The organism is Clostridioides sp. GD02377, assembly GCF_045899875.1.
GTDB lineage: Bacteria > Bacillota > Clostridia > Peptostreptococcales > Peptostreptococcaceae > Clostridioides > Clostridioides difficile_A.
In genome coordinates this window covers 1-14,568 of the sequence record NZ_JBJODA010000011.1, presented here as the reverse complement: position 1 = coordinate 14,568, position 14,568 = coordinate 1, and the positions used below count along the sequence as shown (strand labels likewise).

At 29.6% G+C, this 14,568-nt stretch carries 14 protein-coding genes and 1 riboswitch; of the genes, 9 read left to right on the top strand and 5 right to left on the bottom strand.

Annotated features, from left to right (window positions below; translation table 11 throughout):
- The first annotated feature begins 313 nt into the window (after positions 1–313).
- Positions 314–1,303 carry an SPFH domain-containing protein gene (locus Q3304_RS11120; RefSeq protein WP_407814620.1) on the top strand — a complete coding sequence of 330 codons (990 nt, stop codon included), beginning with the start codon at positions 314–316 and terminating at the stop codon, positions 1,301–1,303.
- Between the two features lie 113 nt (positions 1,304–1,416).
- Here the strand turns inward: Q3304_RS11120 and dapD are convergent, their stop codons facing one another.
- The 5 genes from dapD to dapA (Q3304_RS11095) all read right to left on the bottom strand — a co-directional run bounded on the left by dapD (position 1,417) and on the right by dapA (Q3304_RS11095) (position 6,449).
- Entirely contained in the window at positions 1,417–2,133 is a 717-nt protein-coding gene (dapD, locus tag Q3304_RS11115) for a 2,3,4,5-tetrahydropyridine-2,6-dicarboxylate N-acetyltransferase (RefSeq protein WP_021386275.1), read from the bottom strand.
- A 189-nt stretch (positions 2,134–2,322) separates the two neighbouring features.
- The gene (gene dapB, locus Q3304_RS11110) at positions 2,323–3,072 is read right to left on the bottom strand and encodes a 4-hydroxy-tetrahydrodipicolinate reductase (RefSeq protein WP_054271677.1); all 750 of its coding nucleotides are present in this window, start codon (positions 3,070–3,072) and stop codon (positions 2,323–2,325) included.
- Between the two features lie 66 nt (positions 3,073–3,138).
- Positions 3,139–4,026 carry a 4-hydroxy-tetrahydrodipicolinate synthase gene (gene dapA, locus Q3304_RS11105; RefSeq protein ID WP_003422063.1) on the bottom strand — a complete coding sequence of 296 codons (888 nt, stop codon included), beginning with the start codon at positions 4,024–4,026 and terminating at the stop codon, positions 3,139–3,141.
- A 116-nt stretch (positions 4,027–4,142) separates the two neighbouring features.
- Positions 4,143–5,144 carry an aspartate-semialdehyde dehydrogenase gene (locus Q3304_RS11100; RefSeq protein WP_407814619.1) on the bottom strand — a complete coding sequence of 334 codons (1,002 nt, stop codon included), beginning with the start codon at positions 5,142–5,144 and terminating at the stop codon, positions 4,143–4,145.
- A 172-nt stretch (positions 5,145–5,316) separates the two neighbouring features.
- A riboswitch (Lysine riboswitch) is annotated at positions 5,317–5,490 on the bottom strand.
- A gap of 77 nt (positions 5,491–5,567) precedes the next feature.
- Positions 5,568–6,449, bottom strand: a complete 882-nt coding sequence (gene dapA, locus Q3304_RS11095) for a 4-hydroxy-tetrahydrodipicolinate synthase (RefSeq protein WP_054271675.1) — start codon at positions 6,447–6,449, stop codon at positions 5,568–5,570.
- Between the two features lie 322 nt (positions 6,450–6,771).
- Between dapA (Q3304_RS11095) and Q3304_RS11090 the strand changes: the two genes are divergently transcribed.
- The 8 genes from Q3304_RS11090 to Q3304_RS11055 form a co-directional block, all read left to right on the top strand.
- Positions 6,772–7,965 (top strand): L-serine ammonia-lyase, encoded by a 1,194-nt coding sequence (locus Q3304_RS11090; protein ID WP_054271674.1) that lies wholly within the window; start codon positions 6,772–6,774, stop codon positions 7,963–7,965.
- A gap of 206 nt (positions 7,966–8,171) precedes the next feature.
- Entirely contained in the window at positions 8,172–9,290 is a 1,119-nt protein-coding gene (locus tag Q3304_RS11085; RefSeq protein WP_407814618.1) for an N-acetyldiaminopimelate deacetylase, read from the top strand.
- A gap of 130 nt (positions 9,291–9,420) precedes the next feature.
- Entirely contained in the window at positions 9,421–9,666 is a 246-nt protein-coding gene (locus Q3304_RS11080; protein ID WP_021386217.1) for a small, acid-soluble spore protein, alpha/beta type, read from the top strand.
- A complete protein-coding gene (locus Q3304_RS11075; RefSeq protein WP_407814617.1) occupies positions 9,653–10,399 on the top strand; it encodes a class I SAM-dependent DNA methyltransferase in 747 nt (248 codons plus the stop codon). Before Q3304_RS11080 ends, Q3304_RS11075 begins: the two co-directional genes overlap by 14 nt.
- 289 nt (positions 10,400–10,688) lie before the next feature.
- Complete coding sequence (gene hslO, locus Q3304_RS11070) at positions 10,689–11,564, top strand: Hsp33 family molecular chaperone HslO (RefSeq protein WP_054271671.1); 876 nt, start codon at positions 10,689–10,691, stop codon at positions 11,562–11,564.
- A 279-nt stretch (positions 11,565–11,843) separates the two neighbouring features.
- Complete coding sequence (locus tag Q3304_RS11065; protein WP_407814616.1) at positions 11,844–12,644, top strand: PIG-L family deacetylase; 801 nt, start codon at positions 11,844–11,846, stop codon at positions 12,642–12,644.
- A 400-nt stretch (positions 12,645–13,044) separates the two neighbouring features.
- A complete protein-coding gene (locus Q3304_RS11060; RefSeq protein WP_407814615.1) occupies positions 13,045–13,611 on the top strand; it encodes a hypothetical protein in 567 nt (188 codons plus the stop codon).
- A 663-nt stretch (positions 13,612–14,274) separates the two neighbouring features.
- On the top strand, positions 14,275–14,568 hold a 294-nt coding region (locus tag Q3304_RS11055; protein ID WP_407815429.1), incomplete at its 3' end, for a helix-turn-helix domain-containing protein.

Genomic DNA, 14,568 nt, shown 5'->3' with positions numbered 1-14,568 from the left:
TTGTTGTATTACTATAAGTTTATTTTATCACTAATACAATTTATATAAAATAATATTAGTGATATTAGGGTTATAGTTTACTGGATATTTAAAAAAGAGTGCCTAAATTTAATATATATTAAATTTAAGTTCATATTTCATAAAATTCGCTTAAAAATCAATATTAATATATTAAAAGTTCTAAAGATGTGTATATGTAAAGATAGATAAAAATTTAAAGTATTAACTTTAAACTCAACATTTAGGGTATTAAAAGTGATATTATTAAATTAGAAATATCTTAACTTAATATACTAAGATGGGAGTGATAGATATGTTAAAAGAAGAGAAGACTTATCAAGAGAAAGAAGCAAAGACATTTAATGGAGTAATGGCTTTGATAATGATTATCTTATTTTTAGTAGTTTCAATAGCTATTATGGTTTTTGGAATAATAAAACTTGATAGTGGCTTTGCTGGGATAGGTTCACTTATGTTAGTTTCAGGGCTTGTATTTATACTGGTAGATTTTATCCTATGTTTTGGACTAAAGATGATTAATCCTAAGGAAGCTATAGTTCTTGTTTTGTTTGGTAACTATTATGGGACTATAAAAAAAGAAGGATACTATTGGGTAAATCCATTTTGTTCTGCAATAAATCCAACATCATCAGGAATTAATATATCAAAATCTTCATCTGATGAAAAAGTAGATATATCATCTAATCCAAGAGGGAAAAAAGTATCTTTAAAAACAATGACTCTTAATAATGAAAAGCAGAAAGTTAATGATTTATTAGGAAATCCGATTATAATAGGAGTTGTTGTAATTTGGAAGGTTGTAGATGCAACAAAGGCAGTATTTAATGTGGATAATTATAATACATTTTTATCTATTCAATGTGATTCGACTATTCGTAATGTTTCAAGACTTTATCCATACGATGTATCTGAAGATGGAGATGAGAAATCTCTTCGTGGTAGTAGTCAAGAGATAGCTGATAAATTAAAAGACGAATTACAATCAAGAGTTGATATTGCAGGAATTGAAGTGTGTGAAGTAAGAATTACTCACCTTTCTTATGCACCAGAAATTGCAGCAGCAATGTTACAACGTCAACAAGCAGAGGCTATAATAGCAGCACGTAAAAAGATTGTTGAAGGGGCTGTAAGTATGGTAGAAATGGCACTAACTAATTTAAGTGAAAATAATGTTGTAACTTTGGATGAAGAACATAAAGCAGCTATGGTAAGTAATCTATTGGTTGTTCTTTGTGGTAATAAAGATGCACAACCAGTAGTAAATAGTGGTTCAATATATTAATCTAGGGTAAAGTTAAGACATTTTAAATAATTTCAAATATCCTAAAAAGAGGGTGTCTCTAATGAATTAAATTCATGTTGAGACACCCTTTTGCTTATACATTACTTATTTAATTAATCTAAATTTCTAAGGTCATCCATAAGTTTAGTCTTGTCAGCCGTTTTTTCATCTTTCATTTTTATAACTTTAGCAGGAGAACCAGCAACAACAGCACCAGCTTCTACATCAGTAGTTACAATAGCACCAGCTGCAACAACAGCACCTTTACCGATTCTAACACCTTCAAGAATAACTGCATTAGCTCCTATTAAAACATCATCTTCAACTATAACAGGAGTAGCAGAAGGTGGCTCTAAAACACCAGCAACAACAGCTCCAGCACCTAAATGAACATTTTTACCAAGAGTACCTCTAGCTCCAATAACAGCATTCATATCTACCATAGAACCTTCACCAATAACAGCTCCTATATTTATAACAGCTCCCATCATTACAACAGCATTTTTTTCTATAGTAACCATATCTCTTATTATTGCACCTGGCTCGATTCTTGCATGTTCACTTAAAGTATTTTTTAGAGGAATAGCAGAATTTCTTCTATCGTATTCTACATGAGTATCTATTATATCTTTACCATGTTTATCTAATACTTCCATTATATCTTCATAGTCACCTATAAATATATAAGAACCATTGCATCCAAATACTTTAAATTTATCAGTTGATTGGAAATGTAAAGAGTTAGTATTTACATATACCTTAACAGGTGTTTTCTTTTTAACTTCTTTTATATATCTTGCTATTTCATAAGCATCGTTTAAATTTACCATTTGTTAATTCTCCTTGTATTTCATTATATTTCTTTTATTATATACTTATTTATCAATTTTAGTATATACTTACTTTTCATTATTTACATTTTATTTTACAGATTTTTTATTATATAAGCATAGTATCAAATAAATTTATCTATTGTATATATTTGAGTTAAACTGTGTGTCCTCATTATATTATTGTTATTATCCTAACATGCTGTCCATATTATAAAATCCTGGTTTTTGTTTAACTAAGTATTTAGCAGCAGCTATAGAACCACTTGCAAAGATACCACGAGATTGGGCTTGATGGCTTATTGTAAGGACTTCATTATCTCCTGCAAATAGAGCATCATGTTCACCAACAATATTTCCACCTCTTATAGCATGAATACCAACTTCGTTTGGTTGTCTTTTTGCGCTACGACCATATCTACCATAATTATTTTCAACATTTGGTAAAACCTCTTTTATAGCGTTAGCAATCATAACAGCTGTGCCACTTGGGGCATCTACTTTTCTGTTGTGATGTTTTTCTATTATTTCTATATCAAATCCTTCTAATAATTTAGCTGCATCTTTAACTAATTTCACTAATACATTTACACCAAGAGACATATTATATGATTGGAATACAGGAATAACTTTAGCCGCTTCATGTATTTTGTTCATTTCTTCATCATTATATCCAGTAGTAGCAATTACTAAAGGTGTCTTAGTCTTTAAAACATAAGATAAGATATTATCTAAATTAGAGTGATGAGAAAAATCTATAACTACATCAACTTCTTCAACTATAGTGCTCATGTCTTCATAGATTTTAAGGTCACCTTCACAACTATCCATACCTCTAGCTGCAACACAAACCAATTCTAATTCACTATCTTCTCTTATAGTATCGGCTAAAATCTTACCCATTTTTCCATCATAACCAGTTGCTATAACTTTTAACATAATTTCCTCCTATGATTAAGGGCTAACTTTTGACCAAACCTATTTTTTACCATGCATCAATTTTTACTATGCATTAACTTTTAGTCCAAAGTTAACTAATTCTTTCTTTAATACTTCTAAATTTGCTGGGTCCATTTCTGCTAGAGGTAATCTTAAATCTCCAACATTGAATCCTAGTAAATTCATTGCAGTCTTAACTGGTATAGGATTTACTTCTATAAATAAAGCTGCTATTAGAGCATCCATACCAAGTTGTAATTTTCTAGAACCTTCTATATCGCCTTCAAAGAATTTGGCTACTAAATCATGAGTTTCTTGAGGGCAAACATTAGCAAGTACTGATATAACTCCTTGACCTCCTAAAGATAATAAAGGAAGTATAGTATCATCATTACCAGAGTAGATAGCAAAATCATCTGGAACTAAACTAGCTATTTCTGCAACCTGTCCTAGGTCTCCACTAGCTTCTTTTACAGCAACGATATTATCTATTTTAGCAAGTTCAACTATAAGGCTAGGACTTATATTTACACAAGTTCTTCCAGGGACATTGTAAAGTATAATTGGAAGTTTGACACTGTTAGCTATTGTTTCAAAATGACGTTTAAGTCCAGCTTTATTAGCTTTATTGTAATAAGGAGTTATGATTAATAGAGCATCTACTCCTAATTTTTCAGCTTCTTGGCTTAGATTAACTGAGTGCATAGTATCATTAGAACCACTTCCAGCTATAACAGGAACTCTTTTATTAACTTTTTCTACAACATACTTAATAGTAGCAAGTTGTTCTTCATCAGTCATAGTATTAGCTTCACCAGTAGTACCACAAGATACTATAGCATCAGTACCATTAGCTATCTGGTATTCAACCAATTCGCCTAATTTGTCAAAATCAACTTTGTTATCCTTTGTAAATGGTGTAACTAGAGCAACAGCAGAACCTTTAAATATCATATAAAATCAATCCCCTCTTTTTTATTTTTGTGTTTTATATTACAGTTACTTCTAATGCTTGTTTTTATATTATTATTAATATTTTACAAAATTATATATTTATACAAGTTTGTATATTATACTAAATCGTATGATAAAGCCATTTCAGCTATTTGAATTGCATTAGTTGCAGCACCTTTTCTGATATTGTCAGCTACAACCCAAAGATTTACACCATTGTCAACACTGAAGTCTCTTCTTATTCTTCCAACAAATACTTCATCTCTATTGTCAAATTCTACAGCAGTTGGATATTCATTATTAGCAGGATTATCAACTACTACAACCCCTGGAGCATCTTCAAGTGTTTTTACCAAGTCTTCTAATTCAAATGGATTGTTAAATTCAACGTTTATAGATTCACTATGACCATTTCTCACTGGAACTCTTACAGTAGTTGCAGTTATTTTTAAGTCGTAATTATTAAGTATTTTCATAGTTTCATTTACCATTTTCATTTCTTCCTTAGTATATCCATTTTCAGTAAATGAATCTATATGAGGAAGACAATTGTAAGATATTTGGTGAGGGTAGAATCCAGTAGGATTACCATTCATTCCTTTCTCTAAATCTTCAACACCTTTAACACCAGAACCAGATACAGCTTGGTAAGTAGAGTATACTACTCTCTTAATTTTGTACTTATCATCAAGTGGCTTAAGAGGAACCATAGCTTGTATAGTAGAGCAGTTAGGATTAGCTATTATGCCCTTGTGTTCTTTTATTGCTTCAGGATTTACTTCAGGAACTACTAAAGGAACATCTGGGTCCATTCTCCAGTGACTAGAATTATCCACTACTAAGATTCCATTTGATGCTGCTATTGGAGCATACTTTTCACTAATACTTCCTCCAGCAGAGAATAGTGCTATTTGTATACCTCTATCAGTAAATGAAGTTTCCTTTAATTCTTCTACTATATATTCTTTACCACAAAATATTACTTTAGAACCAGCTGATTTAGAAGAAGAGAATAAAAATAGATTTTCTATTGGAAAATTTCTTTCCTCTAATACTTTTAAAAATGTTCTACCTACCATTCCAGTAGCACCAACTATCGCTACGTTTACTTTTTTCATATAAATTCACCCCAATTTTAAATTATTAAAACATTATTTGATTTTAGTTATACAAGTAAGATATGTTAATATTTTTTTATATCCAAAAACTTTAATATTATATTAACAACTTTAATTATATACAAAAAACGTACAAAGGTATACTTTGTACGTCTAATTTATCACTCAAAGTAAACCCTGTAGCTCATCACTTATAATATAAGTGACAGTATTACACATGTTATGTGTAATCCCAGAAAATATAATTGCAAGAAATATTTTCTTCGGCTGTAAATCCTTTTTCCAATCATTAACGCCTGCCAGCTACTATTGGATACTCTTAGTTACAGCTACCTCTACCCTAGGTTAATAGGATATTAAAATTTGATTATTCTAATAATAATACATATTTAAGAAAAAATCAACTTATTTATATAAATATTGCTAAAATTTAAATCCAAAATTTGTCAATTCTTGTTTTAATACATTAAGATTAGTTTCTTCCATTTCAGCTAGAGGAAGTCTTAAATCTCCAACATTAAAACCTAAAATATTCATGGCAGTTTTAACTGGCACTGGATTTACTTCTATAAATAAGGCAGCAATTAAAGCATCCATATCAAGTTGTAATTTTTTTGAGCCTTCAATATCACCTTTAAAGAATTTAGTTACTAAGTCATGTGTCTCCTTAGGGCAAATGTTAGCAAGCACAGAGATAACACCACTTCCACCTAATGATAATAGTGGTAATATAGTGTCATCATTACCGGAGTATATAGCAAAGTCTTCAGGTACTAATTTAGCTATTTCTGCAACTTGAGCTAAATCTCCACTTGCTTCCTTTACAGCAACTATATTATCTATTTTAGCAAGTTCAGCCACAACAGATGGCTTTATATTTACTTTAGTTCTTCCAGGTACATTGTATAAAATAATTGGTAATTTAACGCTATTTGCTATTGTTTCAAAGTGAAGTTTAAGACCTTTTTCATTAGTCTTATTATAGTAAGGAGTTATTATTAAAAGTCCATCAACTCCTAATTTTTCAGCTTCTTGACTCATATGAACAGACAACATAGTATTGTTTGAACCAGTACCTGCAATGACAGGTATTCTTTTGTTAACTTTTTCAACTGTATATTTTATTACAGCAAAAATTTCAGATTCACTCATAGTAGTTGCCTCACCTGTTGTTCCACAAACAACTAGTGCATCTGTATCATTCTCAATGTGGTATTCGATTAATTCACCTAATTTTTCGAAGTTGACATTATTATCCTCTGTGAATGGGGTAACTAAAGCAACAGCAGAACCTTTAAATAACATATAATCAAATCTCCTTTTTTATCTAAATTTAATTTTTTAAGTACAATAATAATTATAGTACAAATTAATTAATTTTAATAGGTATAGTTAATATCTTAACTGTTTAAATAAGATATTTATATTATATTAATATTAGAAAAATTTGAAATAAATGTATTATTCTCAAAATATGCATATTAATTTAATAAAATATACCAAAATGGAAATAAAAAATAAATTTTATGCGAATTTAATAACTAATAATTAATATATTTAGGTTATAATAAATATGTGCGTAAAATCTAATAATAAGCAATAATACCGTAAATTTAGGAGGAATAATATGGATACTTTAAAGGAACTTTTTAAAATAGGAAGTGGGCCTTCAAGTTCTCATACTATGGGACCACAAAGAGCAGCAGAAAGATTTAAAAATGAAAATCCAGATGCAGAAAGTTTTAGAGCAATATTATATGGTAGTTTGGCAGCCACAGGTAAAGGTCACTTAACTGACTATATAATTGAAAAAACGATATCGCCAAAAAAAGTTGAAATTGTTTGGGAAGAAGATATTATAAAAGATTTTCATCCAAATGGAATGAAGTTTGAAGCTTTAGATAAAGAAGGAAATGTAACGGCTGAATGGACTGTATATTCTGTAGGTGGAGGAACTATAGCAGAAGAAGGTCAAAGAAATAGCAAAAGCAACAGTATATATCATCTAGATACTATGGATGAGATAGTAAAATGGTGTAAGGAAAATAATAAGACTTTAGTAGATTTTGTGTTGGAATGTGAACCAGAAGACATAAAAGATTATATAAAAACTATAAAAGATGCTATGAGAAAATCTATTGATGATGGATTAAGCACAGATGAAATAATACCAGGTAAATTATTATTAAAAAGAAGAGCAAGTACGTTTTATAATGCATACCAAAAAGATAAAAACTTCTCAACACTTGTATATGCATATGCACTAGCAGCTTCTGAGCAAAATGCTTCTGGTAATATCATAGTTACAGCGCCAACTTGTGGTTCTGCTGGTGTAATCCCAGGAATATTCTTTGCAATGCAAGATTTCTATAAGTATGATGACCAAAAAATAATTGAAGCACTACTTGTGGCTGGGATAATAGGTAATATAATAAAGACTAACGCATCAATATCTGGAGCAGAGGTAGGGTGTCAAGGTGAGGTTGGTGCAGCTTGTTCTATGGCAGCAGCGGCAGTAGCATACTTAAAAGGTGGTACTATAGACCATATTGAATATGCAGCAGAAATAGCACTTGAACATCATCTAGGAATGACTTGTGACCCTGTATATGGATACGTTCAAATTCCATGTATAGAAAGAAATGCTATGGCAGCTCAAAGAGCTTATGATGCAGCTAATTATGCATTATTAACTGATGGCTCACATTCTGTCTCCTTGGACCAAGTTGTTGAAACAATGAAAGAAACTGGTATAGACATGATGGATAAATATAAAGAAACTGCTAAGGGTGGACTTGCTAAACACTTCTTCTCTTGCTAAAAAATAAAATTTTTAAGTAATAATTCCCCTGTTTTGATTTATGAAACAGGGGAATTATTATTAATGGTGAATTATTTAATAATGCAAAATATTTTTATATTAAATTTAATTTTTTACTTTTAATTAGTATAGTTTGTTATATAATGTTTTAATTATGAGAGATATAGAAATATTTTTATAATAAATTAAAATTTGGAGGAGATTACATGAGAGAGGCATCATATTTACAAGAGCAACTTTATAAACATAGAAAGGCATTAAATCCAATTGCAGAGATTGGAAGAAAAGAATATAAAACTTCAAAATACATAAGAGATTATCTTGATAAATTGGGGATTAAGTATGAAGTTTACTTAGAAACAGGTATAGTAGGAATAATAGAAGGCAAAAAACCTAAAAAAGATATAGCTTTTAGAGCAGATATAGATGGGCTTCATAGTGAGGAAGGTGTAAAGCATTTATGTGGTCATGATGGACATGCCACTATATTACTTGGATTAATTGAATATTTGAATGATAACAAAGAACAACTGAATGATAATATAGTATTCATATTCCAACCAGCAGAAGAAGGTCCAGGGGGAGCAAAAGCTTTAATAAATGAAGGTGTACTTAGAAAATATAATGTTGATGAAATATATGGACTTCATATATATCCAGAGTTGCCAGAAGGTTATGTTGGTACAAGAGAAGGATACTTTATGGCTCAAATAGGAGACATTGATATAGAAATAGTGTCTAAAAGTGGACATGGTGCTATGCCACAAAATGGAATTGATGGGATAGTTATAGCTTCAAACTTTGTAAGTTCACTTCAAACTATAGTATCAAGAAATATAAGCCCAATAGACAATGCAGTATTGACTATTGGTAGAATGGAAGGTGGAGCTAGAAGAAACATAATAGCTGAAAATATAAAGATGGAAGGTACAATGAGATGCTTCAGCCCAGAAGTATATGAGAAGATGAAGCTTAGAGTTAGAGAACTTGCTAGAGGGTTTGAACTGGCTTATAACTGTAAGGTTAATATAAACATCATAGACGATTATATTGCTGTTAAAAATGACAAGGATTTATATCAAGAATTTGTAACAGCTGTTGGAAATGATAGTGTTGTGGAGTTAGAGCCACTTATGATATCAGAAGATTTTTCTTATTATCAAAAAGAAGTTCCAGGTTTATTTTTTATGTTAGGTTCAAGAAATGAGGAAAAAGGATTTGTAAATGGTCTTCATAATATAAACTTTAATTTTGATGAAAAGATATGTGTAAACGCACTGAATGTCTATGCAAAATTATTAAAATATAAAGGAGCTATAGATTAAGAAATAATTTATAAAAATTAAAAAGTAGAGATACTTAAATCTAAAAAGATATGAATTGATAAATACCCCTTACATATTTGTATAAATTTCTTTTAATTGACAAAAATACAAATATGAAGGGGTGATTTTTTTGAAAGAAAATATGCAAAGAGAAAAGAAGATAACTAATGGTAAGAATACTAAAATATTGACAAATGATGATATAATGAAATATGAGATAGCCTCAGAACTAGGTCTTATGGATAAAGTTGGAGAACGTGGATGGGCAGGGCTTACAGCTAAGGAAGCTGGAAGAATTGGAGGTATGCTTACATCACGCAAAAAGAGGCTGAAAAAGATTGTGGAGGGGCAGAATAAAAAGGATGAGTCAATATAGCGATTTTGCGTTTGTATACGATGAACTTATGAATGAAGTTGATTATGAAGGCTGGGTTAAATATATAGAAGATATAATAGCTGATGAAGGTGTAAAAGTAAAAAATATATTGGAATTGGCATGTGGTACAGGTAATCTTACAATTCCATTAACTAAAAAAGATTATGATATAGCTGGTATCGATATATCTGATGAGATGCTTAGTGTAGCAAGAGAAAAAGCAGAAAAAGAAGGCGTAGAATTAGTTTTACTTCAACAAGATATATCAGAACTAGATTTTGAAATATCTGATTTAGATTGTGTGCTTTGTGCTTGTGATGGATTCAACTATATAACCTATGATGATGATTTGGAAAATGTATTTTCAAAGACATATGAATTATTAAAAAAAGATGGAATATTTATATTTGATATAAGTTCGTTTTATAAATTAGCCGACATATTAGGAAACAATATGTATGGTGAAAATAGAGATGATATAGCCTATATGTGGCAAAATTACTTTGATGATGAAGAAAATCTAATTGAAATGGAACTGACATTTTTTATTAAAGATGAAGATGGAAAGTTTGAAAGGTTTGAAGAAGTACATCAACAAAGGGCGTACACTGAAGATGAAATAGTTGATATGCTTAAAGAATCTGGATTTAAATATATAAAATCTTATGGAGATTTTACCTTTAATGAACCTAATGAAGAAAGTCAAAGAATATTTTTTGTATGTAAAAAATAAGATAGTTTTGTATGTAAAAAAAATTTGTATATATTTGTATATAAAATATAAATGTCATATAAAAATACAACAAATACAAGTTTACATATTAAAACAAAGTGATGATGTTTTATGAACAGTTACTTTTTCATAATTATAAAGCTTTATAATTATAAAGCTTTATAAATTGAGAGTAAGTATAATATAGAATAACCATTATCTAAGGTTAAAATAGGTAAGTATTTATAGATTGAAATTAAAATAGTAATATAGTGAAATTAGATAATTAACGAAATATGGAGGAATATGAATGAGAGATTATGTATTAAGAGCAACATCAGGAAATGGTCAAGTCAGAGCATTTGTTGCAACTACTAAAAACACAGTGGAAGAAGCTAGAAGATTACATGAAACTACAAAAGTAGCAACAGCAGCACTTGGAAGAACATTAACTGCAACATCTATAATGGGATTAATGATGAAAAATGATAGTGATAAATTGACTGTAATAATAAAGGGTGGAGGTCCAATTGGAACTATTATTGCAACAGCAGATTCTAAAGGTATGGTAAAAGGATATGTAGGAAATCCACAAGTAGAAGTGGAAGACTATCCAAATGGTAAGCTAAATGTAGCAGCAGCAGTAGGTACAGAAGGTGTTGTAAAAGTTATTAAAGACCTAGGTCTTAGAGAGCCATATAATGGTACTTATCCATTAGTAAGTGGAGAAATTGCAGAAGACTTTACTTATTACTTTGCAGTATCAGAACAAACTCCATCAGTAGTAGCTTTAGGTGTACTTACAAAAGAAGAAGAAGTTGAGTTTGCTGGAGGATTTATAGTCCAATTAATGCCAGATGCAGAAGAAGAGACGATTGCTAAATTAGAGGAAAATGTAGCTAAATTACCTTCAGTAACTAATCTATTAAAAGAAGGGAAAACTCCAGAAGATATATTAAATATTGTTTTAGATGGTTTGGAGCCTAAAATACTTGATACTTGTGAAGTTGGATTTATGTGTGAATGTTCAAAGGAAAGAGTTAAAACTGCTTTAGTTGCAATTGGTAAAAAATCATTAGCTGAAATAATAGAAGAAGATAAAAAAGCAGAAGTTGGTTGTCAATTCTGTAATAAGAAGTATATGTATAGTGAAGAAGAGTTACTTGAAGTTTTAAAAGAAATGTAGACTATGAAAATAGTCGTATCGATATAGTAATTAAAGTATAATTTATACAAAATAGACATATTTAGATTACAAATAAGCTTAATAAATTTTAAGAATTGGGAAGCTTTCTAGCTGTGATATTTGCAATATTGCGGTTAGAAGGCTTTTTTATTTTATTATAGTTCGTGTCAAAGATTGTATGAAACTATAAAATATTGTAAAATGATTTGTGTATTTCAACCTATTTGCCACAAGGGTTTATCAGATATTTGAATTGATAAGAAGGAGAAAATTTTAAATATGGAAAATAAAACAAAGCACATAGGCATAAGTATATTAATATTATTAATGATATTTTTAATTGCAAGGAATTTTGATGGAAAGCTTGAGATGCCTATTCCTAAGAGTAATAGCAGGAAGTTTAAGTCAGCAGCAGTATTTTATCCTCAACATCAAGATGATGAAGTCTTATGGGGTGGAAGTGCAATTGTAGATGCTATAAAACAGTGTGGTGTAAATAATGTATATGTTGTACTAGTATCAGATGGTTCTGGGGTTAACGTTTTTAAGGCTAATACTAAGTTTAGAAACTTAACTAGAAAGCAAAAAGAGGAGCTTAGAAACAATGAATTTAAATCTGCGTTGGAAGAACTTGGGGTAAAACCTCAAAATGTGATTATACTTGCAGATATAGATAAAAAAGAAGGAACACATTATGAGTTAATGAAGAAGACTATATTAGATTTTGAGCATAAATTTAAAGGTAATGTAACTCATATAGCTCATCATTACAAGTATGATGACCATATAATGCATAGAAAAAATGGAGAAGTTTTAAAGAAGCTTAAGCGTGAGCGTAAGATACAAGATGACTTATATTTTATCAAGCCAAAATATATGAAGTATATACCAAGAAATGAAAGAGCTATTTATAAAGCTGTGGATTTTAACGACTATAATAAAGTCAAGAGTGCATGTTATGAATATAAGGTTGTAAATTCAAAACGCAAAATGTATGGTATAGGATATATTTCAGCGCATAGCTATTTTGAACATCTTTTAAATGACCCTGAACTTACATCTGTGTTAAGTGAAGATTAATTTCTTGGAAGTAGTAGGTTACATTTGATATCTAAAGTGAAGTGTTTTAATTATGTGAAAAAGTATCTTATTTATGATTTTAGAATTATAGATAAGGTACTTTTTTGTGCAATTAATACAATTATATAAAATTTTGAATTTAAGAACTCTATATAATTTAATATCTATATAGTAATGATATTTATATAAAATAGATTCAATAATACTTATATAAAATAAATGTATTTTTCATAAAAATCAAACCCTACATCATACTACCATATAAAACCTACATGCTATAATTTGACCTGTGTTTATAAAAAATAAAAAAAAACTAATAAAATAGTATTTTACTTACACATAATCACTACTATTATTTGCTTGGAAAAAATTTAGATAAAAACAATGTAGGAGGAAAGTTATGAATAATGAATTTATAATTTTAAAAGGATGTAAAGAGAATAATTTAAAAAATGTATCTTTAACAATACCTAAAAGAAAAATAACCATATTTACAGGTGTATCAGGTTCTAGAAAATCATCTATCGTGTTTGAGACAATTGCAAAAGAATCCCAACGTCAATTAAATGAAAGGTTTAGTACTTTTATAAGAAGTTTTTTACCTAGATATGGAGAAGTTAAAGCTGATTGTATAGAAAATCTATCAACACCAATTATCATAGACCAAAGTAGACTTGGTGGCAATTCAAGGTCAACTCTAGGTACTATCACAGATGTAAATTCATTTTTAAGAACTTTATATTCAAGGTTTGGTAGTGAGTATATAGGTAATGCCAATATGTTTTCTTTCAATGATATTGAGGGTATGTGTCAACACTGTCATGGACTTGGAAAAAAACTAATTCCTAATATGAGTCAGATTCTTGATACTAATAAATCGCTAAATGAAGGAGCCATATTGCTTTCAGGATTTGGAGTAGGCTCTTGGCACTGGAATATATTTTCTGAATCAGGATTCTTTGATTAAAAAATAGCTACGCACACTCGTGACTTTAGTCGTGAGTTAGTAGCTAAAATAGTCAGTGTATAGGGAAACTTATATGTAGAGATAGGATAGAACCTATCCAATACTACTTGAATTGCTGGAAACCCCTAAAGCTAACCAAACTAAAACATAAGGATGGAATAAACCTAAGTGTGAAAGTTACGAAAGTAGAAAAAATTGGTTAGATGGTATAAGGTTAAACCCTAAGTGCTTTAAAATGGGCAATCAGCAGGTAAGCTCCGAATAGGAGAAACTTCAACGACTATTCCTCTTGAGGGAAGTACACTACAAGCTATTGGTAGTGGAAGTGGGTAGGCCTTAACGGATAATGCTGAAGGATAAGATATAGTCTGTGCTTGCATGAAAGTGTAAGAAGTTCATAAGAGAACTGCATAGGTAGTAGCGAACCTATGTGAACGACAACCTCAAAAATGATAAAAATTAGGACTTACGGTTCTTACATATGTTATTTAGAAATAAATATAAAAACCTTTAAAAAACTTGTTTTAAAAAATTTACCTTGTTAATATTAGGATGGGTGAGTAAAAATTGAAGTAGCTCAGATATGTATAAATACCATATAGTATGGTGTGTAAAATATGGACATCTAGTATTAACATAATCATAAAAAACAAGTAAAGTGAGGTGATAGTAGTGGAAAAAGCATATAAGTTTAGAATGTATCCAAATAAAAAACAGCAAGAGTTAATTAACAAAACTTTTGGATGTTGTAGATTTGTATATAATAAATATCTTTCTAAAAAAATAGAAATTTATGAAAATAATAAAGAAACTTTTACTTATAAACAGTGCAGTTCTGATTTGACCAATTTAAAAAGAGAATTAGAGTGGCTTAAAGAACCTGATAAATTTTCACTACAAAACACCTTAAAAGATTTAGAAAACGCATATAAAAAATTCTTTAAGGAAAATACAGGG